This window comes from Barnesiella sp. B2-R-119 (genome assembly GCF_023656675.1).
In the GTDB taxonomy this organism is placed as follows: Bacteria; Bacteroidota; Bacteroidia; order Bacteroidales; family Barnesiellaceae; genus Barnesiella; species Barnesiella intestinihominis.
The window spans coordinates 268,375-293,702 of record NZ_JAMOKL010000001.1 but is presented as its reverse complement, the minus strand read 5'-3'; the positions used below and the strand labels follow the sequence as shown (position 1 = coordinate 293,702).

At 42.7% G+C, this 25,328-nt stretch carries 17 protein-coding genes and 2 tRNA genes; 11 read left to right on the top strand and 8 right to left on the bottom strand.

Annotated features, from left to right (window positions below; all coding sequences use genetic code 11):
* Window positions 1-34: 34 nt before the first annotated feature.
* From NBH06_RS01105 to NBH06_RS01095, 3 genes are read left to right on the top strand one after another with little or no spacing between them, the layout of a single operon-like run.
* On the top strand, window positions 35-1,069 hold the full coding sequence (locus NBH06_RS01105; RefSeq protein ID WP_250792367.1) for an efflux RND transporter periplasmic adaptor subunit: 1,035 nt from the start codon (window positions 35-37) through the stop codon (window positions 1,067-1,069).
* Window positions 1,066-4,155 (top strand): efflux RND transporter permease subunit, encoded by a 3,090-nt coding sequence (locus NBH06_RS01100; protein WP_250792365.1) that lies wholly within the window; start codon window positions 1,066-1,068, stop codon window positions 4,153-4,155. Before NBH06_RS01105 ends, NBH06_RS01100 begins: the two co-directional genes overlap by 4 nt.
* A gap of 14 nt (window positions 4,156-4,169) precedes the next feature.
* Window positions 4,170-5,462 (top strand): TolC family protein, encoded by a 1,293-nt coding sequence (locus NBH06_RS01095; RefSeq protein WP_250792364.1) that lies wholly within the window; start codon window positions 4,170-4,172, stop codon window positions 5,460-5,462.
* Between the two features lie 103 nt (window positions 5,463-5,565).
* Here NBH06_RS01095 and NBH06_RS01090 read toward each other — a convergent pair whose 3' ends face one another.
* Window positions 5,566-6,975 (bottom strand): prolyl oligopeptidase family serine peptidase, encoded by a 1,410-nt coding sequence (locus NBH06_RS01090; protein WP_250792361.1) that lies wholly within the window; start codon window positions 6,973-6,975, stop codon window positions 5,566-5,568.
* A 353-nt stretch (window positions 6,976-7,328) separates the two neighbouring features.
* On the opposite strand from NBH06_RS01090, the gene NBH06_RS01085 reads away from it, so the two are divergent.
* The 4 genes from NBH06_RS01085 (at window position 7,329) to NBH06_RS01070 (ending at window position 13,508) form a co-directional block, all read left to right on the top strand.
* The gene (locus tag NBH06_RS01085; RefSeq protein WP_157260315.1) at window positions 7,329-8,891 is read left to right on the top strand and encodes a M23 family metallopeptidase; all 1,563 of its coding nucleotides are present in this window, start codon (window positions 7,329-7,331) and stop codon (window positions 8,889-8,891) included.
* Window positions 8,892-8,907: 16 nt separating this feature from the next.
* Entirely contained in the window at window positions 8,908-10,551 is a 1,644-nt protein-coding gene (locus NBH06_RS01080; protein WP_195633170.1) for a dipeptidase, read from the top strand.
* Window positions 10,552-10,701: 150 nt separating this feature from the next.
* Window positions 10,702-12,453, top strand: coding sequence for a phospho-sugar mutase (locus tag NBH06_RS01075; RefSeq protein ID WP_155012259.1), 1,752 nt, complete (start codon window positions 10,702-10,704; stop codon window positions 12,451-12,453).
* Window positions 12,454-13,067: 614 nt separating this feature from the next.
* Window positions 13,068-13,508 (top strand): hypothetical protein, encoded by a 441-nt coding sequence (locus tag NBH06_RS01070; RefSeq protein WP_008860888.1) that lies wholly within the window; start codon window positions 13,068-13,070, stop codon window positions 13,506-13,508.
* 212 nt (window positions 13,509-13,720) lie between these two features.
* Here NBH06_RS01070 and NBH06_RS01065 read toward each other — a convergent pair whose 3' ends face one another.
* The 5 genes from NBH06_RS01065 to NBH06_RS01045 all read right to left on the bottom strand — a co-directional run bounded on the left by NBH06_RS01065 (window position 13,721) and on the right by NBH06_RS01045 (window position 19,726).
* The gene (locus NBH06_RS01065) at window positions 13,721-15,301 is read right to left on the bottom strand and encodes a peptide chain release factor 3 (RefSeq protein WP_118687448.1); all 1,581 of its coding nucleotides are present in this window, start codon (window positions 15,299-15,301) and stop codon (window positions 13,721-13,723) included.
* Between the two features lie 4 nt (window positions 15,302-15,305).
* Entirely contained in the window at window positions 15,306-16,175 is an 870-nt protein-coding gene (gene rfbD, locus NBH06_RS01060) for a dTDP-4-dehydrorhamnose reductase (RefSeq protein ID WP_250792359.1), read from the bottom strand.
* Window positions 16,176-16,188: 13 nt separating this feature from the next.
* Window positions 16,189-16,734 (bottom strand): DUF4924 family protein, encoded by a 546-nt coding sequence (locus tag NBH06_RS01055; protein ID WP_195633174.1) that lies wholly within the window; start codon window positions 16,732-16,734, stop codon window positions 16,189-16,191.
* Between the two features lie 273 nt (window positions 16,735-17,007).
* Window positions 17,008-17,499 (bottom strand): redoxin domain-containing protein, encoded by a 492-nt coding sequence (locus NBH06_RS01050; RefSeq protein WP_250792356.1) that lies wholly within the window; start codon window positions 17,497-17,499, stop codon window positions 17,008-17,010.
* 238 nt (window positions 17,500-17,737) lie between these two features.
* Window positions 17,738-19,726, bottom strand: coding sequence for a BACON domain-containing protein (locus NBH06_RS01045; RefSeq protein WP_250792354.1), 1,989 nt, complete (start codon window positions 19,724-19,726; stop codon window positions 17,738-17,740).
* A gap of 294 nt (window positions 19,727-20,020) precedes the next feature.
* Here NBH06_RS01045 and serB point away from each other — a divergent pair, with 294 nt between their 5' ends.
* The 4 genes from serB to NBH06_RS01025 all read left to right on the top strand — a co-directional run bounded on the left by serB (window position 20,021) and on the right by NBH06_RS01025 (window position 23,901).
* Window positions 20,021-21,247, top strand: a complete 1,227-nt coding sequence (gene serB / locus NBH06_RS01040) for a phosphoserine phosphatase SerB (RefSeq protein WP_250792352.1) — start codon at window positions 20,021-20,023, stop codon at window positions 21,245-21,247.
* Between the two features lie 43 nt (window positions 21,248-21,290).
* Complete coding sequence (locus tag NBH06_RS01035; RefSeq protein ID WP_250792350.1) at window positions 21,291-23,579, top strand: patatin-like phospholipase family protein; 2,289 nt, start codon at window positions 21,291-21,293, stop codon at window positions 23,577-23,579.
* A gap of 118 nt (window positions 23,580-23,697) precedes the next feature.
* A tRNA-Arg gene (locus NBH06_RS01030) sits at window positions 23,698-23,771 on the top strand.
* 56 nt (window positions 23,772-23,827) lie between these two features.
* A tRNA-Arg gene (locus tag NBH06_RS01025) sits at window positions 23,828-23,901 on the top strand.
* Between the two features lie 101 nt (window positions 23,902-24,002).
* Here NBH06_RS01025 and tatC read toward each other — a convergent pair.
* A complete protein-coding gene (tatC, locus tag NBH06_RS01020) occupies window positions 24,003-24,848 on the bottom strand; it encodes a twin-arginine translocase subunit TatC (protein ID WP_021892126.1) in 846 nt (281 codons plus the stop codon).
* 103 nt (window positions 24,849-24,951) lie between these two features.
* Window positions 24,952-25,182, bottom strand: coding sequence for a twin-arginine translocase TatA/TatE family subunit (gene tatA / locus NBH06_RS01015; protein ID WP_008860878.1), 231 nt, complete (start codon window positions 25,180-25,182; stop codon window positions 24,952-24,954).
* Window positions 25,183-25,328: the final 146 nt, after the last annotated feature.

Below are 25,328 nucleotides of genomic sequence, written 5' to 3'. Positions count from 1 at the left end.
GTCATCTTTGTATCAAAATTTAATGGAGAAAAGTATGAAAAGGAATGGTAAATCATTTGCTTATTTGTTTTTGGCAGTATGGTCGATGACGAGTATAGGATGTACGTCTTCGAGTAAGGAAGAACGAGCTGTCAGGGAGATTCCGGTGAAGACATGGACGGTGTCTCTTCGAGAAGGAGTCTATACTCGCAGTTATATAGGAGAAATTGAGGGCGAATCTTCTTCCTCGTTGAGTTTTCAAGTCCCGGGGTATGTAGAGTGTATATATGTAAAAGAAGGTCAACGGGTAGAGCGAGGCGAGCTGTTGGCTCGATTGGACGAGACTACGTTACAAAGCACTTATGATGCGGCATTGTCTACTTTGAAACAAGCCGAGGATGCTTATGCTCGTATGGAGCAACTGCATAAGAGCGGAAGTTTACCCGAAATTAAGTGGGTAGAGGTTCAAAGTTCTTTGCAACAGGCTCGTAGTATGGAGCAAATAGCCAAGAAAAATTTGAAAGATGTCGAGTTGCGAGCTCCATATTCGGGGATAATAGCTCAGAAAAGTATAGATACGGGGAGTACTGTGCTTCCGGGTGTACCGGCATTTAAACTGATGAAGATCGATTGGGTGAATGTGAATATTTCTGTTCCTGAGAATGAAGTTGCCGATGTGAAGATGGGAGCCGATGTAACGGTTACAGTAGCTGCTTTGGGTGGTAAATCTTTCTCTGGAAAGATTACGGAAAAAGGAATTGCTGCCGATCCTCTGGCACACACTTATAAGGCGCTTGCAAGGATAGAAAACCGGCAGGGAGAGTTGTTGCCGGGTATGGTGTGCGTGGTTAACATGGGAAGTCGGAACAATTCGCAGATAGTGATTCCCAATTCTGTCGTACAGGTAGATTATAATGGCGATCACTTCGTTTGGCTTTGCTGCGACGGGGTAGCGGTGAAACAGACCGTATCGGTTGGCGCTTTGTCGGGGAATGGTGTCATTATTTCTTCTGGTTTGGCAGTCGGTGATAAGGTGATTGTCGAGGGTGCGTCGAAAGTGAGTGAAAATATGAAAGTATCGGAACAATGAAAACAAAAGGTGGTATTATAGAAGCTGCGATGAAATATCGTCAGATTGTCATTCTGATTGTTTCATTGATGTTTTTCTTGGGTATATATGCTTTGATAAAGATGCCCAAACAGGAATTCCCTGTTTTTACAGTGCGTCAGGGAGTAGTGATAGCCGTTTATCCGGGAGCCACTTCCGACGAGGTGGAAGAGCAGGTGACTAAACCGCTTGAAGATTTTATTTTTGAGTTTAAAGAAGTAAAAAAGTCTAAGACCCATTCACTCAGTCGAGATGGCATGGCGATCGTTTTTGTCGAGTTGAACGACGACATAACCGATAAAGATGAATTTTGGGCTAAATTCAAACATAGGGCTGCGGCTTTTAAATCCGAGTTGCCGACCGGGGTATTGGCATTGGTTACTAACGATGACTTCGGCGATACGTCAGCCATGTTGATAACGATCGAATCGAAAGATAAGACCTATCGGGAGCTGGAAAATTATCTCGACGAACTTAAAGACCGATTAAGGAGCATTGATGCGGTAAGTAATTTACGAACATTCGGTGTGCAGAAAGAACAGATAAGCGTTTATCTCGACCCTGCGAAACTAGCCCGATATGCTATCGGTAACACGACATTGGCAACAAAGTTGTTAGCGCAAGGTTTTACGACGATGAGCGGGGCGGTTGATAATAGCAAGTTTGTGGCCCCCATTCACATATCCGAGGCATATGATTGTGTGAATGATGTGGCTGATCAAATAATTTTTAGCGATCCGCAGGGGCATGCTATACGTCTAAAAGATGTGGCGCGTGTCGTGCGGGAATATTCCGAGCCGGATTCTTACATTACGAACAACGGAACGAAATGTTTGGTCCTCTCTATGGAGATGCGCGAGGGGAACAATATCGTTCAAATGGGTGAGGAGGTCAATAAGGTATTGGAAGAATATGAGAAGGAATTACCCGATGATGTTTCTATATTTCGTATTACCGACCAATCACAGGTGGTGGGAGATTCAGTGACGACTTTCCTCAGAGAGTTGTTGATCGCTATTATTGCGGTTATTATTGTAGTTATGCTGTTAATGCCTTTGAGGGTCGCTTCGGTGGCTGCATCGACGATTCCTATTACTATTTTTCTGTCCCTGTTGGTATTTTATGCTTGTGGATTGGAATTGAATACGGTGACTTTGGCGGCGTTGATTGCTACATTGGGTATGATTGTCGATAACTCCATAGTGATTATCGATTGTTATATGGAAAAATTGGATAGCGGAATAGACCGTTGGACTGCTGCGATAGAAAGTGCAAAAGAGTTCTTTAAATCGATCCTCTCGGCTACATTGGCGATTAGTATCACGTTTTTCCCGTTTTTGATAACCTCGCAGGGAATGATCAACGATTTTTTGCAATCCTTCCCGTGGGCGATAACTATTATTTTGTTTTTATCCTTGCTGGTAGCTGTTTTGCTAGTTCCTTACATACAATATCATTTTATTCATACGGGGTTTAGAAAACAGCCCAAAGAGGAGAAAAAGCAACGTCGTTCGTTCTTGACGATTCTTCAATCTTCTTACGACAAATTGATTGTTAAGTGCTTTGCTCATCCGATTCGGACGATGGGGGTGGGACTTCTTTCTATTGTTGCTGGTGTTGTTATATTTTTATCATTACCGATGAAGTTAATGCCGTTTGCCGAGCGTAATCAATTTGCGGTGGAAATATATATGCCTTTTGGTACGGCACTCGAACAGACAGCCGCTGTGGCGGATAGTTTGGAGTCCATACTTCGGCAAGATAGTCGAGTTGTTTCGGTAGCTTCGTTTAAAGGTGACGGTTCTCCTCGTTTCCATACTAGTTATGCTCCTCAAATGCCGGGTTCTAATTATGCCCAATTTATTGTCAATACCATTGGTAATAAAGCTACGGAAGAGATGATTGCCGAATACAAGGACAAATATCTCAATTACTTCCCGAATGTCAGAGTCCGGTTTAAACAACTCGAATATTCCGAAGCAGCCTATCCGATTGAGATGAGAGTGAAAGGGAATAATCGGGATAGTTTGCGCTTGGCGGCCGATAAGGTAAAGTCGGTAATGTCCGAATTTGATGGACTTTCGCTGGTTCATGATAATTGGGAAGGGCAACTTCCCGGAGTATCGTTGCGATTGAAAGACGACGAGATGAGCCGATTGGGTATTGACAAGGCATTGTTATCGACCGGTTTGTCCATGCATTTGGGGAATGGGTTGCCGGTAACTACCGTATGGGACGGAGATTATCCTATCGATGTAGTCTTGAAAGACGGTGGCAACATAGAACCTTCGTATGAAGATGTGGGCAATCAATATGTATCGGCATGGGGGGGTACGGTTTCTGTCCCGGTAAGGCAGATTGCCGACATTGAGCCTGACTGGCACGATGCCCAAATCGCGCATCGTAACGGTATACCGTCTATTTCGATACAATCCGATGTAAAGGAGGGGTTCAATGCGGCTGCGTTGACTAAGGAGATCGTAAAGGCGATTGAAAAAATCGATTTGCCCGATGGGGTTGATTTTGAAGTCGGTGGTAGTGAGGAGACAGACAATGAGATGTTGGATATGATATTGAGCGGTCTGTTTATTTCCATTGTTGTTATATTCTTTATTTTGCTGTTTCATTTCCGCCGAATCAATATGGCGTTGCTTGTTTTGGGCTCCATTTCATTGTGTCTATTGGGTGCGGCTCTCGGCATTTGGGTAATGGGACTCGATGTGAGTGTGACAGCCGTATTGGGTATTGTGAGCTTGATGGGTATCCTTGTACGTAACGGCATTATTATGCTCGACTATGCCGATGAGCTAAGGGAAAAAGAAGGTTTGACGGTTAGGGAAGCCGCTTTGCACTCAGCGAAGCGTAGAATGCGCCCTATTTTTCTTACTTCTGCTGCTGCATCGATGGGAGTTATTCCTATGATTCTTGGCGGTAGTCCGTTGTGGTCCCCTATGGGTTCGGTAGTGTTTTTCGGGACTATTGTTTCTATGGTACTGACTGTAACGATATTACCCGTAGCCTATTGGTTAATATTCAGCAGAGCCGATCGCAAAAGTATAAATCATTGAAAGAAAGAACAATTATGAGAAATCGAATTATATATCCTGCGCTATGTTTGATGTTAAGCGTGGTATCTTCAAATGCGCAGAAACTTTATACACTCGAAGAATGTAGAACATTGGCATTGGAAAATAGTGCAAAAATGAAAAACAGCCGGTTTGAAGTCGAGGCTGCCAAACAAACTTCCAAAGAGGCTTTTACCAATTACTTTCCGAATGTGTCGGCGGTAGGTGCGATTTTCAAGGCCAGTGAAGGAATGGCTCAGATGGATATGGCACTGCCGGTTCCGGGAATACCGCCTTTATCTATGGAGATGTTGAAGAAAGGGAAGACGGCAGGGGTGACTTTGGTTCAACCTGTATTTATGGGTGGTCGCATTGTCAATGGGAATAAGTTGGCAAATATAGGAAAACAAGTGAGTAAATATCAGCTTTCTCTTACAGAAGATCAGGTAGAAGCCTCTGTTAATCAATATTATTGGCAGATTGTCGCACTAAAAGAGAAGTTGCGTACGTTGGAGACGTTGGAAACTCAACTCAAAGGAATATATAAAGATGTAAAAGCAGCGGTTGATGCGGGGCTTACTACACGAAACGATTTGTTAAGAGTGGAGTTGCAACAGCAAGACATTATGGCGAATCGATTAAAAGTAGAGAATGGTTTGTCAGTGACAAAGATGCTATTGTGCCAACTTATAGGTGTCGATAAGAGTGAATTCGATATTGCTTTCGATGATTTTCCTTCGGCTGTATCTCCGTTGGACTATTATGTTGCCCCCGAGACGGGACTTGAAAATCGTGCCGAAAGTAAACTGCTCGATAAGAGTGTAGAGGCTGCTAAATTGCAACTGCGCATGAAGCGAGGAGAAAATCTTCCTTCTGTGGGGGTAGGAGCCGGGTATATTTATCATGATTTGATGGAAAAAGATACCGATTTCGGAATGATTTTTGCCAGTGTGTCGGTTCCTATTTCTTCATGGTGGGGAGGTTCGCACGCCATTAAACGGGAAAAAATAAAAAAACAGCAAGCCGAAAATACCCGGCAGGATTCCCGGGAAATGATGTTGGTTGAGATAGAAGTCAAATGGAACGATTTACAGGAAGCCTATCAGCAAGTGCTTCTTTCCGAGAAATCCATAGAATCTTCTACCGAAAATCTTCGTCTCAATAACGATTATTATAAGGCGGGGACAGTCTCTCTGTCCGATTTGCTCGATGCTCAGTCGCTTATGCAGCAAAGCCATGATCAGTACGCCGAGGCATGTACGGCTTACCAACAGAAACTTACAGCCTATTTGCAGGCTACCGGGCGATAATTAGTTGCGTTAGATTCGTGTAAAACAGTCCGGTCGATAATGAATCTATATCGGTCGGACTTCGTTTATTGTATGTAAGAAGAAGTTTTTTTGGCAGGGAAGTTTATAACGAAATTTTCGAATGGTATCGCTTCTCTCCTTGAAGAATCTCTATAATATAAATCCCCGGTTTCAATGAGGTGAGAGGTGAAACGATAGAAGACCTGTTGTAGCAAGATGAATGAACTAGCGCACCTGATGTCGTATATACATTGGCTTTTAGTGGCGTTTGATCGTTCGTGTCGATATACAACATTTGTTTATAACAATAACATCGTAAAGATGTATCGGTTTTACTCGTTTCAACATCGCTTCCTCCTGTCGATTGACGTTTTTTGGCGAATATCCAAGATAAAAAGTCTTCTCTTTTAAAAACCTCGTCCCATACGAAATGGCTTGCACCGGGAACTTCTATATATTCTGCGTCAGCTTTGATATTTGTAAGTTTCTGGTAGGCTTGGCGGGAATTGTTTACGGGAACGACTCCGTCTGCGTCGCCGTGGAAAAGTCGCCAATATATGTTTTTTACCTTGTTGTCTAGTCTTTCTACATTCACTCCGCCGCAAATGGGTATAGCTGCGGCGAAAGTCTCGGGATACCGGCAGGCTATATCGAATGTACCCATGCCACCCATCGAAATGCCGAGGATATATATACGGTCTTTATCGATTTCTTCCATTTGAAGGTAAGAATCGATAAGTTCTTTTACCAGTTTGGTCGGTGTGGAGGTTGGATAATCGATTGGGAAAGTTGTAGCATCATAGGAGGCCGGTTGTGACTCGAATGGCCAAAAATTGGACGGAGGACATTGTGGGAATAGTACGAATGCAGGATAATCCTTTCGGTTTTGGGGATTTGTGAACATTTCGGAACCGTATCTCAGTTGACTTTCATTGTCTGAGCCTCTCTCTCCCGCACCATGCAGGAAAATAACTAAGGGATACTGTTTACCCTTTTCTATGGTTGGTGGTTCCAATTTCCTGTAATTTAGCAACCCTTCCGAGGTTGAATGGAATGTTTCTTTGGTAAATACAAGATTGGGATCTTCATAATCGGCGATTTTGGTGCATTTCATCTTCATGGACGATGTATTCACTTCTATCGTATATATTCCGGTTTCCGCTACTTGGAAAGCGTTATCCGGTTTACCGTCGGTTTCTAATTTTATGTATAAATCATACTCTCCGCCCGAAGTAATTATTTGATGGCCTGCTTTTTCCAAGTTACAAGTCAGTGAGGTTGTCCAAGACCGTGCTGTGAGTAATTTAAATCGTTCTTGATTCCCGTTGTCTTTTTTTAATGGGCCGCTCCACGTAAAAGTATTTTCACTTTCTTGAACCATGACGAGTGCTCCGTCTGGATTCCAACCGGCCGAACAAGCATTGCCTACTACATATAAATTATCATAAGTAACGGCAAATATAGGATCTAGAACAAGAAAGATGAAAATAGATAAAAGTGAGACTTTTTTCATGGTTTTGAGCTTTTTGAATTTTGTTTATTATTATGACACAAAAAGAATGTATAACCCTTATAGTTACATTCAAATTTTTTCGAACTATAAAAAATAGAAAATTGTATGGATAAGAACTTGTTTAAATTTTCATATTGCCCCTGCTTGCGTTATCTTTGCATTATGCGAAGATGGGGATACAGATAAGTTGTGTTCCGGCAATTTCAAGCCTGATCTTTTATATTATTTGCATGTTATAGAAAAGAATGAGGAATATTATGTATTTACGTCCTATATTTTTAGGGATATTTTCTTTTTTAATTTTAACGGTGAGTAGAGGTGAGATGATATCGCCTTTGAAAATTCCGTTATTGATGAGTGCTAATTTCGGAGAATTACGACCGAATCATTTCCATTCGGGGATTGATTTGAAGACACAAGGACGTATCGGATTGCCAGTATATGCTATGGACGACGGTTATGTTTCTCGGGTCGTTGTTTCTCCGTGGGGATTTGGCAGAGCTGTGTATATCAATCACTCGTCGGGTTTGACTACGGTTTACGGACATTTGGACCGGTTTGCGCCTTTTATCGATGAAATTGTTCGCCGTCAGCAGTATGAGCAAGAGGATTTTTCTATCGATTGTGAATTTGCCGAAGGTGAAATCCCTGTCGCACAAGGCAATATAATCGGATATAGCGGGAATTCGGGATCGTCTGGCGGTCCTCATTTGCATTTGGATATACGGGATACCGATACGCAAGACCCGATGGATCCTCAGGAATGGTTGTCTCCTTTAATCACAGACGATGTAGCTCCCGAAGTTCGTAACCTCGTTTTTTATACGCATGAAGGGGTGATGGGAAATACGACTCGTCGCATGGAAAGAAAAGCGGTGCGCGCTTCGGCCGGTTCTTACTCGATAGGGGAGTCGGTTCCGGTATGGGGCGATGTATCGTTTGGTATCGAGGCGTATGATCGAATGACGGGTACGACGAATAAATATGGAGTCCATCAAGTCGATTTGTATATCGATGACAGCCTGTTTTTTTCGACCTATATCTATCGTTATTCGTTTGACGAGACTCGTTATATTAATAGCTTTGCCGAAGAAGGAGTGATTATGCGCACTTATATTGCACCGGGTAATCGGTTGAAGTCTATTTATAAACAAGTAGAAAATAGAGGCATTCTTCATGTCGATGAGGAGCGAGCCTATCGTTGTCGGTATGTTTTGACCGATTATGACGGGAATAGTTCCTCTGTCGAATTTTCATTGATTGGAAAATTGCAGGAACCTCCACTCCCTAAAAAAGAGGGGATATATTTCTCTTATGCAGTAGATAATCTCTATAAAAAAGACGATTTTGGCATTTTTGTGCCGGCCGGAGCTTTGTATGAAAATCTCGATTTTACGAGAAGAAAGATTCCTTCGAAAAAATATTGTTCCGATATTCACATTATTGCACCTTCTGTACCCCCTTTGCATAAAGCTGCCGAAATTTCTGTACGGTTGACCGAGGATAAATTGTCAGATAAAAGGCAATATTATTTGGTTCGTTTGGACGATGATAGATCCTATCCGGTTTGCGGGGAGTATGCAAATGGTTGGTATAAGGCTAAAATTACGGAGTTCGGGTCTTATGCCGTTTCGGTAGATACATTGCCTCCGACGATACTTCCGATTGCACCAGACAAATGGTCGACTCGGGAAAAAGTCATTTTGAAAATAAGCGATGACCAAAGTGGTTTGAAAAGTTATCGGGGAGAGATCGACGGGAAATTTGTTTTGTTCGAATTAGACGGGAAGACAGGTAGAATTTCATATCGTCTCGAAAGTAACAGGGTAAAAAAAGGTAGCGAGCATACGTTGCACGTTGTGGTTTACGATATGTGTGGCAACGAGCAGTCTTATACGAACTCTTTTGTGTGGTAAATAAAAATTATTTGATATGAAGAAAATTGCGATTTTAGTTTTTTTTACGGTAGGATTTTTTGTCCACGTGTGGGCTTGTACGGGATTGATTGCCGGGAAGCAGGCTACTGTCGATGGTAGTGTATTGGTTACTTATTCGGCAGACTCTCATACTTTGTACGGAGCTTTGACTTCTTCTCCTGCTGCCGATTGGCCAAAGGGCTCTATGCGTTCGATTGTAGAGTGGGATACGAATAAACCATTGGGAGAAATAGAACAGGTAGAACATACCTACGCCGTGATAGGCAATATGAACGAACATCAGCTTACTGTTGTGGAATCGACATGGGGTGGTCGTCCCGAATTGGTCGATACGACAGGTATTATCGATTATGGCTCGTTGATGCAACTTGCACTTGAACGGGCGAAAACCGCACGCGAAGCTATAAAGGTAATGACCGGACTTGTAAAAAAATACGGATATTATAGTAGTGGAGAATCGTTCACGATTGCCGATCCCAACGAAGCATGGATTTTGGACTTGATCGGCAAGGGCCCCGGACGCCGGGGAGCCGTTTGGGTGGCGGTTCGTATTCCTGACGATTGTATCGCCGGTCATGCCAACTATCCTCGTATTCACAAGATTCCTATGGACGATAAAGAGAATTGCCTGTACTCTCCCGATGTGATTTCTTTTGCTCGGGAGATGGGGTATTTTGATGGGCTGAATAAAGATTTCAGTTTTGCGCGAGCCTATTTACCCGCCGATTTCGGAGCTTTGAGAGCTTGCGATGCTCGGGTGTGGTCTTTCTTCCGTAAGTACGATAGTTCGATGGACAATTATTTGCCCTATGTCAATGGAGAATCGGCTGAACCGTTTCCGCTTTATGTTAAACCCTCGCGAAAGTTATCTGTACAAGATATGAAAGAGGCTATGCGTGACCATTTCGAAGATACGCCTTTCGATATGACGCAAGATGTAGGGGCTGGGCCATTCAAAGTCCCTTATCGTTTCCGCCCCATGTCATTCGAGGTAGATGGCAAATCCTACTGCATGGAACGAGCCATTGCCACGCAGCAGACCGGATTTACGTTAGTCGGACAAATGCGGAATTGGTTGCCCGATCCTGTCGGTGGTGTACTTTGGTTCGGAGTCGATGATGCCAATACATGTGTTTATATTCCGATGTATTGTGGTATTACACAGGTTCCCGAATGTTTTAGTCCGGAGAATGGATCGATGTATGATTTCTCATGGACCTCGGCTTTTTGGATTCATAATTGGGTGGCGAATATGGCTTATGCTCGTTATGAGCCTATGATAGGAGATATTCGCAAAGTCCAGTCGGCTGTCGAAACCTCGTTGAATCTCCGTCAGCCGGCGGTCGATAAGGCTGCTGTCGAGTTGTATGCGACCTCTCCCCAAGAGGCTATTGCCTACCTCACGCAATATAGTTGCGATGCCGCCGAAGCCTCGACCGCTCGTTGGAAGAAGTTAGGTGAGTATCTTATGGTGAAATTCCTCGATGGAAATGTAAAGCAAGAAGAAAATGGAAAATTCAAGGATAATGGTTATGGATTGCCCGATTCTCCACTTTTCCCCGGATATTCCCAAGAGTACTATGAAGAAATCGTGCGGCAGACGGGCGATCGCTTTCTCGAAACGCCTCCGAAGTATTGAGTCTTGTCGGGAATTGTTTGGGGGAGTGAGGTAGCTCTTGGATTACTGAATGTTAAATTAATGAGAAACTTTTGCTTAAATAGTGTGGTGGTCTCGTTGAAATAACTAAATTTGTGACAGAAGATAATTAACTATTGAATTCTTTACGATATGGGAAATGAAGATTTATTGAAACAGGTGACCGCCAAAGCTCAAATATGGTTGGGCGATGGCTATGACGAAGAAACAAAGGCCGCTGTGCGTGCCATGCTCGATAACGAAGATAAGACCGATTTGATAGAGGCGTTTTATAAGGATCTCGAATTTGGTACGGGTGGTCTGCGTGGAATTATGGGAGCCGGAACGAATCGTATGAATATCTATACGGTGGGAGCTGCTACTCAGGGATTGTCCAATTATTTGAAAAAGGCCTTTGCCGACCTGCCCCAGATAAAGGTTGCTATCGGTCACGATTGCCGGAACAACAGCCGCAAATTTGCCGAGGTCGCTGCCGATGTTTTTTCGGCGAATGGTATTAAAGTATATTTGTTCGATGCTTTGCGTCCTACTCCCGAAGTTTCTTTTGCCATTCGAGAGTTGGGGTGTCAGAGTGGAGTGATACTTACAGCATCGCATAATCCCAAAGAATACAATGGATATAAGGCTTATTGGAACGACGGGGCACAGATGATAGCACCTCACGATAAGAATACCATAGACGAAGTAAATAAAATCACTTCGGTGAAAGATGTGAAGTTCCGGGGAAATGCAGAGCTGATCGAGATTATCGGAGAGGAAATAGATCGTCGGTATCTCGACCGTATTAAGACTCTATCGCTTAGTCCCGAGGCCATTGCTCATCATCACGATATGAAAATCGTATACACGCCTATACATGGTACGGGTGTGAAGTTGATTCCTGCTTCGTTGAAAAACTTCGGATTCACCAACATCATTCACGTTCCCGAACAAGATGTTGTAAGTGGAGATTTTCCGACTGTCGTTTCTCCCAATCCCGAAGAACCTGCGGCTCTCGATATGGCTATTAAGAAAGCCATTGAAACCGATGCCGAGTTGGTCATGGCTTCTGATCCCGATGCCGATCGTATCGGTATCGCTGTGCGTAACGATAAAGGTGAATTCGTTTTGGTGAATGGTAATCAGATTGTGATGATATTCCTCAATTACCTGATGACCCGTAATAAAGAATTAGGGCTGCTGAAAGGTAACGAATATATCGTTAAGACTATTGTGACGACCGAGACTATCAAGACGATCGCCGAGCAGAACGGATTCAAAATGTACGATTGCTATACAGGCTTCAAATGGATTGCTTCTGTTATTCGTGAGAACGAAGGCAAAGCCCGCTACATAGGTGGCGGAGAAGAAAGCTACGGATTTTTGCCCGAAGATTTCGTTCGCGACAAAGACTCTGTATCGTCTATTTCTTTAATGGCCGAAATCGCCGCTTGGGCGAAAGACAAAGGTATGACTATGTACCAAATGTTGCAGGATATCTATATTAAATATGGATATTCCAAAGAAAAGGGTATCTCGGTCGTTCGTAAAGGGAAATCGGGAGCCGAGGAGATAGTCGCCATGATGAAGAATTTCCGTGAGAATCCTATGAAAGAACTCGGTGGTTCTCCTGTGATTCTTATAAAAGATTATGCATCGCTTGAAGCTACCGATGTGGTGAATGGTACGAAATCGAAACTCGATATGCCTGTAACTTCCAATGTCTTGCAATATTTTTCGGCAGATGGTTCCAAAGTCTCTATTCGTCCTTCTGGTACAGAACCTAAAATCAAATTTTATATCGAAGTGCGTGGTATCAAGATGGATAACTATGCCGATTATGATGCAGCCAATGCAGCGGCCGATGCCAAAATCGAAGCGATTAAAAAAGAGTTGGGTATTTAATCGTTTTTGATTGAAATAGAGCCTTCTTGGCAGTAGAGAGAAATTAAATTTTTGAAACACTCTCCAAGTATATATCCCCGGAAAGAATTTCTTTCCGGGGATTTTTTTATTAAATGACTTTATTAACTTTTTCTTACTGTTCTTGTAATCGAGTTCAATAGTCAGCATTCAAGTATGGTTAGTTCCGTGGGATTTTCTCTGTATCGTATACATATAGGCTTTATGTAATTAGGAGATAAAAACACAATATAAAACTTGTTTTTAATTTCCCTTTACACTATCTTCGCCAAGTCGTTCGGCTGTTTGGTCTGTTCGACAGACATATTTTTTTGAAGCGTTTTGTTTTATCCTTTACAAGAAAACGACCAATTTTTAGCAGAAGGATAAGCAGTGCAAACGCTCATGCTTGCCATATATGCGCACGGGAGTGCAGGTATATATCGGTCGGCGTGGGGGAGCTGTTTATTTCTGCGTGGTTACTTGGTCGTACCTCTTGTAAGGTAAACAGGTAAGTTCCCTACGCTTTTTTAGTTTTAAACGTCTGCCGGAGGGGAATAGGGAGGCAAAAATCGATTGTATTTTATATGATTAACCTATCGAAAAACAACGTTGAAATGAAAAAGCCTTTTATTTATTCGGCTATTGCTTTTGTTCTTTTCTTGTTCGGTTGTGAGGAAGAATATGATAAATCGGGTATTTATTCTGTCGATATTGTGACGATGAATAAAACGGATGCTTATGCGGTTGTCGATTATAGGACTTTGTGTGGCTCCGGGAGGCTTGATACAGTTCCTCCTCATTCAAAAACGGTCAATAAGATATTGATTTGGGATACACATTTGGTCAAAGATTCTATGTGGTTGGAGTCGGAGCAACGTTTTGAGTATGTTCCCGATAAAGATTCGAGAGTATATACTCCTGCCGAATTTACATTAAATTATTATCGAGGGACGAATATGGACGGTCGGTTGGTCTTGTCGTCTATGAATAAAAAGAAGGTTGTCTATTTCAAGAGAATAGAACCTAATCAAATATGGGGTATTGAAATTCCCTGATGGTATAAGGTTGCAATTGTTCTTTTTGGTTGGCGACCGAGGATAGGGTCTCGATATTTCATGTCTTACGAAAGAGGGCATTATCAACCCCTCTCTTCGGGACTATTGTTTTTCAGCTTCTCCCCTATGGCACAACGTGCCATAGGGGAGAAGTAGATTACTTTTAAACCCTTCCTTTGTGGGGCGTTAGCCATATAGAGGAAGAGGCCCGGTTAGAATTCACTTGTGAAGTGGAATTTTATCTTGGGAAAATCTGTTTGAGCCATTTGCAGAACATAGTTCGAATCGGCCATGAAGACATCGCGACCATCGCGGTCTACACTCATGAACTGGTGTTTCCGTTTTTTGAATGCTTCGAGAGCCTGTGGGTCGTCGCTTTCTATCCAACAAGCCTTGTAAAGGCTAATGGGCTCCCAACGGCACTGCGCTCCATATTCGTGTAGCAATCGGTATTGGATAACTTCGAATTGTAGTTGTCCTACTGTCCCGATGATTTTACGGCCGTTGAATTGACTGACGAATAATTGGGCTACACCTTCGTCCATTAGTTGATCTATACCCTTGTTCAATTGTTTCGACTTCATCGGATCATCGTTTTCGATGTATTTAAACATTTCGGGCGAGAAACTCGGTAGCCCCTTGAAGTGCAATTCTTCGCCACAGGTGAGCGTATCGCCTATTTTGAAGTTGCCTGTATCGGGCAACCCGACGATGTCGCCGGGATAAGCTTCGTCGACCACCGATTTCTTCTGTGCCATGAATGCCGTGGGACTCGAAAAGCGCATCATCTTGTTACTGCGCACATGCTTGTAATTGGCATTTCGTTCGAATTTTCCCGAACATACTTTTACGAAGGCAATACAACTGCGATGATTGGGATCCATGTTGGCGTGTATCTTGAATACGAACCCTGTGAAGTTTTCCTCTTCGGGTCGGACGATTCTTTCTACCGCTTGAATGGGTTTGGGCGCAGGTGCTATTTTCACAAAGCAATCGAGCAATTCTTTTACTCCGAACATATTTAGCGCCGAGCCGAAAAATACGGGAGCCATTTTGGCTGCTAAATAATCCTCCGTGTTAAATTCGGGATAGACGCCTTCGACCAATTCGAGGTCGGCACGTAACTTTTCGGCATCTTGTTCTCCTATGTAGGTCTCCAATTCGGGACTGTTCACATCGGTTAATTCGATGCGTTCGGTGACGACTTGTTTATTCGGTGTAAATAGGTTTAGGTTCTGTTCGTAGATATTGTAAACTCCTTTGAACTTTTGTCCGATGTTGATAGGCCAACTGAGGGGCCGTACGTTTATTTTCAACTCTGCTTCCAATTCGTCCAGAATGTCGAACGGGTCGCGACCCTCACGATCGAGTTTGTTGACAAACACGATTACCGGTGTATTGCGCATACGGCACACCTCCATGAGTTTGCGAGTTTGTGTTTCAACACCTTTTGCAACGTCGACTACGATAATTACGCTATCTACTGCTGTCAGTGTGCGGTATGTGTCTTCGGCGAAGTCTTGGTGACCCGGGGTGTCGAGAATATTTATCTTGTAATCGCCGTAATTGAATCCCATGACCGAAGTAGCGACCGAGATACCGCGTTGCTTCTCTATCTCCATCCAGTCCGAAGTGGCGGTCTTTTTGATTTTATTCGATTTTACAGCTCCGGCAATGTGAATAGCTCCTCCGAAAAGAAGCAGTTTCTCGGTTAGTGTCGTTTTTCCTGCATCCGGGTGGCTGATAATAGCGAATGTTCTACGTTTACTGATTTCTTCTGTAAGTGTACTCACGTTATTAATGGGTTTCTTGTAATAATTTTATGCAATTCGACAGGCTTTCGTACCAGTGAGGAATAGTCAGCCCGTATGTTTTTTTAATTTTACTTTTATCGAGGACACTGTAAAAAGGTCTGTGTGCCTTACTGGGATATTCGTCGCTTCGTATTGGTGTCACTCGACAGGTCGTGATCCCGGCCAGCCTGTGAATAGTTACTGTGAAGTCATACCAACTGCATGCCCCTTCGTCGGAGAAATGGTATGTTCCCGGCACGAATGTATCCGCTTGCAGTATGACAAGGATTGCTTGTGCGAGGTCGGCGGCACAAGTGGGCGTGCCTATCTGGTCGGCGACTACCGATAACTCCTCCCGTTCTTCTCCTAAATGCAGCATGGTTTTGACAAAATTGTTGCCGTAAGGAGAGTATAACCATGCTGTGCGAATGATAATGCTTTCGGGACAGATGTCGGTCAATATTTTTTCGCCTTCCAGTTTGGTCGAACCGTAAACCGATTGCGGGTCAGGGACCACATCTTCGGTATAAGGACGGTAACCTCTTCCGTTGAAAACATAGTCGGTGGAGATATGAATCATGCGGGCTCCGTAATCGGCAGCCGCGCGAGCAAGGTTTTCGACGGCATCGGTATTGATTTTTTTGCAAAGTTCGGCATTGTCTTCCGCTTTGTCTACCTGAGTATAGGCGGCACAGTTGACGATATAGTCGATGTGGTTGTCGGCTATGGTTTGTTTTACGGCTTCGGCATTGCAGATGTCCAATTCGGCGACATCGGTAAAGATACATTCAAAACGGTTGTTCCCTTTCAATGCGTTCCGCATTTCATGTCCCAACTGTCCGTTAGCGCCCGTAATAAGAATTTTCTTAGTCATCGCATTTTATGTTTTATTCCAGTTCCAATTCACCGGCTTTTTCCTGTTTGTATTTTTCGGCGAGAATCGAAAGGAAAGTCGATATCTGTTGAATCGCTTTCAGTGTGTCGGATTGGATTTCTTTTTTCTGCAATCGCAGTAACAATACTCCGTACAACGCATTGAAACAGGTTTCCAATTCACCGGTCTTTCCTTCTCCCGATTTGGCTCTCAGCTCCACTATATAGGGAAGAGTCTTGAAAAATGCTGCTCCGTAAAACGGTTCTCGGGTAGATTTCAGCAAACGTAGGTGCAAATCTGTCAAGTCGATAAGTACGTTCTTGTTCAGTTGTAAATGGCCTTTCTTTTCTACACCCTCCGAGTGCATCATATCGATGAGTGATTCGTACCATTCCCGCATGCTCTTTTTTTGTTCCTCGGGTAAGTCATAAGAATTGATGATATGCTTTTGTATTTGGTCTATATCCAGCCCGTAAGCTCGGATAATATCCTCAATTTGCCACATATACAGCAAGTATTCGGCAATATTTTCCTTTTTTTTCTGACTGGCTATAATCATTGATAATGAAATTTTAAGTATATATCTGCGTTGCGACCTTCTGTAAGGTTGTAGGGATTCCTTTCCCGAAATTGTCTGCAAAGATAATGTAAATCGTTTGCTGTCGCAATGTTATGTAATGAAAAATATAAAAGTTCAAAGAGCCCTGTTAAGGTGGTTGAATGGGAAGAAATAATTTGTAGAGTCGGAATGCGTTGTTCCGAAATTCGAAAGGTGTTTAGGGGAGAAAGAGAAAACCTCCGTTATGCTTCATTTACATAACGGAGGTTTTGATTATTGACGAATAAGTTTTGTCAATTGTTCTGGATTCGGGTCTTTGGCGATGATGACACCCTCGGGCGAAATCAGATAACTGGCGAATCCTTTGTTCAGACGGTAGTTATCGAATATATCCGATTGAGAACCGTCTTTGTCATAGAATTGGGTAGCGGTGTTTAGCCCGTCTCGTTTGATTGTCTCTTCGAATACTTTTCGACTGGTATCGAACGATACCGATACGAGACTGATGTTTTCGATTTTGCTTTTGTCTATTTCTCGGGCAAACCGTATATTTTCCATACGAGACGGAGCATCGTATCCGGCCCAGAAATTCAGCAAAACATATCGGCCTTTTAATTCACTGAGAGTAACTGCCCCCTCTGAATTTTTTAATTTCAACATCGGGGCCTGTTTCCCTTCTTTTAATCCAGTTTCTACCGGATTGAAAGCCGACGAAAACAATAAAACCAACGCCAGCATACCAATAACTGACTTTGTTTTCTTCATAATGAAGTATTATGGTTCATACTAAATCTGACGTCAGGGTATCGCACCGAAACGGCAGACCCCGCTGATTTTCAGCGGTTAGTTCCTCTTGCTTAGGACGCTTCCTTCACTACCGGGAACCCATAAAATCGGGACAAAGTTGGAGGTTTTTCGGGAATTAACCAAATGTGTTTCTTGTTTTAACAATTTAAAATTTGATAATTATCTGGTTATTAGTCTTTTTTGAAGGAGCTAATTGCTACTTAAAACGGCACATTCTGTATCCTATTGCTTCAAACTTTTCGCCATAAAGGGGGATTTTGTTTTTTTCTGTCCCTTGTGCATCGTAGTCGATGAGGTAAAGTTGGTCATTTTCGCTCACGACCATACTGCATACGTTTTGGAAACTTATGCAATTTTGAATATATCCATCGCCATTGTAGATGAGTTGTTCGTTACCGAATGGGACAATGCTGCGACGATAAACTTTATTGTCCTCGGTTATGATATAATCGTGGTTACTTAAATAGGGGAATTTCTGTATATCCCAATGGTTTATAATGTTAGAGAATTGCTCTCGGTCGATAGGTGTAGCTTCAAAAGAGTCTACACCACCGGTCGGAGTAATGGTGATGGCGAAGAGAGTACTATTGCCATTCTCGATGTTGCCGGGGAGTAATATGGTTTTGTCGGGATATTGGTAGGCTTTGTAGTAGGGATACCAAATCATAGTGGTATTGTCGGGGGCGGGATCTACCCAGTCGGTCTCCCACATTGAGGTTCCTTCGGGAGTTTCTATACGGAGGGTCGAGTGAATGTGCGAGGCATCTTCCCAATAATGTAAATAACGCAACCGATATAGCATTCCCGAACCGTAACAAGTGAAAACTTCGCTTTTGGCTTGCCCTTCGGTAGGAGGTGTAAATTCTTTGATTTTCCCATATTTGTTCATGATCTGATTCTCGTTGAGGTAGATAGAACCGTCACTTGCGCCTATCCATTTGCCCCAAATGCCTATGGCATCGGGAACTTGGGTTTTGTAAGCACGAGCGGTGACATACAGTCCGGGGTTGTGTTGGGATAATTCTTTCCAATAATTCAAGTCTCCCTCAGGCAGTTCTATGATATAAATGCGTGTATTGAAATCAAGATCTTCTTGGTAACGTTGTAGGTTCGATACATAGAAACTGCGTTCATCGCGTTGTTGGAACTGAGCATTCATGCGTATCAGAACATCTTGTTCGTCTATGTAATAGACAAGTCCTGTGGCGATGTCGATAATGACTTGTTGAGAGGAACTGCTCCACAAACTGGCTGTATAGTTTGTGGTGTCATAATGGATCATCTCGTCTTCGTTGGCTCCGCATACAATTCTTCCATAGATGTATCGGGAAGAGATTTGTTCGAGGTCTCTAAACGAACAAAAACCGAGTGCTCGGCCATCGGCGTTGCGAAACAAAGGGAGAGATATTGCGCCGTTGGAGTCAGAAGCGAACGAGTAGTCGTAAGAGCCACTATTGCAGGTGACGAGGGTTGTGATGTTGTCTACGTCCATGCTGAACGGAAAACCTACGACGAAATTGTTTATCGGCTCACCGCTTGTGTATATCTCGACTTCCCCGAATTGGTATTGCTCTTCGCCGATAGTCACATACATGGAGTGTGCTCCTTTGAGACGTGCCGGCAACTCAAAAATTCCCTCTTGGCGGGAGAGGGGAGTCACGTCAAATTTTTCATCGTTGATGTATAAGGCAATAGGTTTTTGGATTAAGTCGGTCGATTTGGAAGAGACAATGGTCTGGTAGTCGGCGATGATGCGCCGGGGAATTGCGAAGTCTAGTATCGTGCCATTTTGAGTGCGGGTGCTTTGTTTTACAATGATAAGAGAACTGTTTTCGCCACAGGTGAGCCTGAATGCAGCCTCTCTTTCTTTACCACTGAAATTAGCTTGGGCGATAATCCCGATGGAGTGTATGCCTTTTGAACCGTGCTCGGTGTCGACTGTTACCCAGTCGGAGCCTTTATATTCGGTCTCCGGGTTAGTCTCGGGAGCGATATACCAATCGTCTGATACAGTAAATTCGATACTGTTTGGCTTTTGGGTCTCATCGGCCGATAGAACGACAACATCGTTAACCAACTCGATCGAATATGGCTCATCGTCTTTATTTTTTTCCGAAGGATCAAGACAGCTAGTTAAGAGTGCTACTGAAAAAAATAAGGCAAAAATGTAAATGAAAGATTTCATAGAGTCCTTTTTGTTGGAACAATATTTTTAATTATATTTTGCAAATATAAATCAAAGAAAGTGTAATAAGAAGGTTTATATTGTTTTTTAGGTAATTCTCTTTGAGGAGCTGTTTGGCAAGGTTACTTGTATATCTTTTTGAGGGTTGGAATTTGTCTTTTCTTTTCGGGGCGTTTTTTGAGGAATCATTTATTAGCGGAAGATAATACCATAATAGGGAAACTTCTAAATAAAGTTTGTCGCTGCTATTCTTTACGCTATATTTGCAGAAATAAATCGGAATAGTTCTTTTTAATGAAACCAAAAAACGAAATTATACTTATTAATATATCGGGTGACGATAAACCGGGAGTAACGACCGCTTTGGCAGAAGTGTTAGCCCGGTACGATGCTTTTATTTTGGACATCGGGCAGGCCGATATTCACCATACGCTTTCGTTGGGCATATTATTTAAAACTGACGAAACCAAATCGGGCGATATACTTAAAGATCTCCTGTTCAAAGCCTATGAGCTTGATGTGAACATTCGTTTCTCCCCTATTAGTGAAGAGGAATATACGCGTTGGGTGGGGTTACAGGGAAAGAACCGCTATATCATTACGATATTGGGGCGTTGTATTACAGCCCGTCAGATAGGTGAGGTCACCCGTATTGTGGCAGAGCAAGGATTAAATATCGATGCCATTCAACGGCTTACGGGGCGTATTCCGCTCGATGAAACGGTTCGGCCTCCCAAATCATGTATTGAATTGTCTGTGAGGGGTACGCCGAGAGATAAAGTGGCTATGCAGTCCGAGTTCATGCAACTCTCGGCACGTTTGGGCATGGATATATCTTTGCAGGAAGATAGTATATATCGCCGTTGCCGTCGGTTGATCTGTTTCGATATGGATTCTACACTAATAGAAACCGAGGTTATCGACGAGTTGGCAGTGAGAGCCGGGGTAGGCGACGAGGTGAAAGCGATCACCGAGTCGGCTATGCGAGGGGAGATCGATTTTTGCGAGAGTTTCGCACGACGTGTCGGTCTGTTGAAAGGACTCGACGAATCGGTTTTGAAAGAAGTGGCTGAATCGCTTCCCGTCACCGAGGGCGTGGATCGTCTGATGCAAGTGTTGAAACGGGCAGGATTCAAAATTGCTATTCTTTCGGGTGGATTTACCTACTTCGGAAACTATTTGAAACAACGTTATGGAATCGATTATGTGTATGCCAATGAGTTGGAGATAATCGATGGGAAATTGACGGGACGTTATGTCGGCGATATTGTCGATGGGCGTCGAAAGGCTGAGTTGTTGAAACTGATAGCGCAGGTAGAAAACGTGGATATAGCTCAGACGATAGCTGTCGGAGATGGGGCGAATGACTTGCCAATGTTGAGTACGGCAGGGTTAGGTATCGCTTATCATGCTAAACCGAAAGTGAAGGAAAACGCGAGTCAGTCCATCTCGACGATAGGCCTCGATGGGGTTCTCTATTTTATCGGATTTAAAGATTCGTTTATTTCCGAAGCCAATTGATGAAGTATATTTTGCTGGGTTGTTGCAAATGATAATATGAAGTATGAAACGGATTTTGTCGATTCTCTTTACAGTGGTTTGCGGATTGGCTTGTTTGCAGTCCCAGACCGTGGGCTTGGTTTTGAGCGGAGGCGGAGCTAAGGGAATAGCGCATATAGGTATTATCAAAGCCCTCGAAGAAAATAATGTGCCCATCGATTATGTAGCCGGTACGTCGATGGGGGCTATTGTGGGGGCATGGTATGCTATGGGATATACCCCCGACGAAATGCTGGATTTGATTCTTTCCGAAGATTTCAACTTGTGGTCTCGTGGAATTTTTGACAAAAGATACGTCTATTATTTTAAGAAACCCGATCCTACTCCCGAGATCGTTACATTTAATGTCGCTTTACAAGACTCGACTAAATTCGAACCGCATTTCTTGCCTAATAGCCTCATCAATCCGTTCCCTATGAATTATGCGTTCATGAGTATATTTGCACCTTATTCGGCACAGTGCGAAGGGAATTTCGATAATTTATTCGTTCCGTTTCGAGCGGTTGCCTCCGATGTATATCACAAGCGAGAAGTCATATTGAGGAATGGTGATTTGGGTGATGCCGTGAGAGCTTCCATGAGTTTTCCTTTCGTATTCAAACCGATTGAAATCGACAGCGTATTGGTCTATGACGGCGGTATTTATAATAATTTCCCTGTCGATGTGATGAAGTCCGATTTTAATCCCGATATCATCATCGGGAGTATTGTTGCCGCTAAACTGGATAAACCCAAAGAAGACGATTTGATGAATCAAATCGAGAATATGGTCATGCAAAAAAGCGATTATACTCTCGATCCCGAAGATGGGATTTTGATGCGTTTCAATTTGAGTGATGTAGGACTTCTCGACTTTCCCAAAGCACGGCAAATTGCCAAGATAGGATATGACCGTACGATAGCTATGATGGATTCTATCAAAAGTCGTATTCCCAGAGAACTATCTCAGGACACCCGCCAATTGCAGCGAATGGTTTTCAAAAGTAAAACCCCCGACCTTGTATTTGATAAAGTTTCGGTAGAGGGAGGGAATCATCAACAACGGGAGTATATTCGTCGGCAATTCGATTCAGATGAACCTTTTTCCGATGAGCAGGCTAAGGCTGCTTACTATAAAACCATATCCGATGGAAAAATATCCGATTTGATACCTCATGCCCGATACGACAAGGAAAGTGGCATGTTCAATCTCGATATTAAAGCAAAAGTGCACGATCAACTGGCGATAGGAATGGGAGGATTTATTTCGTCGACTAGTTCCAATCAAATATATATAGGTGCACACTATCGCACGGTAAGCCTCAATTCTCTCGATCTCGATTTAGGTGGGCAAATAGGACAGTCTTATACTTCTGGCATGTTATCGGCTCGTTTCGATTTGAAGACCGTTATACCTATGTATCTGAAACTGCAAGCTGTGGCTTCTAAACAAAAGTTTTATCAAAATGAAACGTTGTTTTATTCCGACCGTATGCCCTCTTTTATCACACAATCCGAGCAATATGTGAAGTTACGGTTGGGGTTGCCGTTTTTGACCGGTTCAAAAGCTGTCGTTTCTGTTGGATATGGTTCGATGAACGATAAGTATTACCAATCCAATACGGTAGATTTTTCCAAGAATGAACAGGATCGCAGTCGTTATAACTTGCTTGTAGCATCGATGAAATTCGATCAAAATAATTTGAATAATTACATGTACCCCACCTCTGGTACAGATTGTTCCGTATTAGGGCTATTGGCGTATGGAAAAGAACGATTCAAACCATATAACTCGAATTTGCAACCACATAGCAAACAGACACTTTCGTGGTTACAGATAGAAGGAAATATTCATACCTATTTCCCTTTGGGAAATAAATTCGTGTTGGGTGTTCGGGGAAAAGCCGTGGTATCGAGTAAAGGACTGTTGAGTAATTATACTTCCACACTAATCCAAGCACCGGCATTTACTCCTACTCCGCATAGTAAAACTATCTTCAATCCAGCTTTTCGTTCCACACAATATTTGGCTGCGGGAGTGATACCCATTTGGAAAATCCTGAATAATTTGCAATTTCGCAATGAGTTCTATGTTTTTGCTCCATTTCGGCAGATTTACGAAGGTGAAAATATGGTTCCCTATTATGGAAAAGCCTTTACGAAGTATCATTTTATGGGCGAGAGTTCCTTAGTGCTCGATCTCTCTTTCGCTTCGATTAGTCTTTATGCCAATTACTATGATTATCCAGCACGTAACTGGAACTTCGGTATAAATATCGGTCTGTTGGTATTCAGTCCTAAATTCTTGGAATAAGAAAAAATCTATTTATCTGAAAATGGGTACGATAGAAAAAAATCATATATTAGAGGTAAAAAAATAAGATAAAAAGATACGTCGGAATAAAATTATTCCTATCTTTGCAACCGCAAACGGCTCCGTAGCTTAACTGAATAGAGCATCTGACTACGGATCAGAAGGTTACAGGTTTGAATCCTGTCGGAGTCACTCAATGCAAGGTTGTTCAAGCGAGAACAACTATATGAAAAAACAGATTTGGAAATGGCTCCGTAGCTTAACTGAATAGAGCATCTGACTACGGATCAGAAGGTTACAGGTTTGAATCCTGTCGGAGTCACAAAAAGGGTCCCATATAATCTATATGAGACCCTTTCTTTTTGGAATTCTGTCCTTATTTTTAGCTCTCTTATTTCCGATTTCGTCGGAATAAGAGGGGATTTAATGTTCGTCTAAAATCTCGTTACTATCTTCTTCGCTATTTCCGTCGTCTTTTTGAGAAGCCGGTTTAACCACCCATGCGCTCAATTCATATAATGCATATAAGGGAACGAATACGACAGACAAAGTAAATGGGTCGCTCGATGGTGTGATAAACGCAGCTAATATAAGTAGTATGACGATAGCATGTCGGCGATAAGTTTTGAAAAAACGTCTTGTGATAAGCCCCATGTTCGACAACAACCAGCACAGCAGGGGTAATTCGAATACGAGTCCCATAATAAAATTAAGTGTGAGGAAGTTGCTCATGTATGAGTCCAGTGAGATTTGGTTAGGAACCATTTCGCTCACTTGGTACTCTGCCAAAAAACGCAACGTTAACGGAAATACAAGAAAATATCCCACTCCGATACCGATAAAGAACATGATATTTCCTGCGAGAAATGCCCCTCTGGCATGTCGTTTTTCGCCGGCGTATAATCCCGGACTGACGAAAGTCCACAGTTGATAGATGACATATGGAAACGCAAACAACAAGGCAATCCACATGGACGTGCTCATGTGGATAAAAAACTGGGAAGCTAATTGTATATTGATAAGTTTTACCTCGAAATGGTCGTTGCAAAAATCCGGTAAGATGGACGTGTGTTGGCTCAGGTCACAAAGTAGCCGATATAATATGAAATCAGAATGACAGGGCGCAAGGATAATGCTGTCGAATATTCGAGGCATGAGAGTAAAAAACACGACCGATAAGAGGATAATTGCACCGACCGAGCGTAGTATGACTCTGCGCAGGTCATCGACATGATCCCAAAAACTCATCTCTTTCAGCTCGTTATCCATGAATGTGTCGTGGCTCTACAAGTGTGGTAAAACCGTAAAATATCATTTATACATGAGAATGCAGAAATGATAATGATTATAATTATAGTGAACGATCGAGTAATTATTTCCCTTCTTCCTTTTTCTGTTCCTCGTTTTTGGAGACCGGAGCATTTATTTCCTCTTCGATTTCGTTCATTCCCTTTTTGAAACTACGTACACCCTTCCCGATACCGTGCATCAATTCCGGTATTTTTCTACCTCCAAAAAGAAGTAAAACCACTACCAATATAACAATAAGCTCTGTCGTACCGAGGTTCCCGAAGAGTAAAAGTATCGCAGAAAATGTGTTCATTTATTTTATCGTTTAAGTATTATTTCGTTCAATGGGAACAAAATAAGAAAGAATATTTGTATAATACAACAAATCTATATCAAAATTGATTAACTTTGCAGCGATTTTTGAATAAGGAAAATTTTCCGTAATTAAAAAAGAAGAAA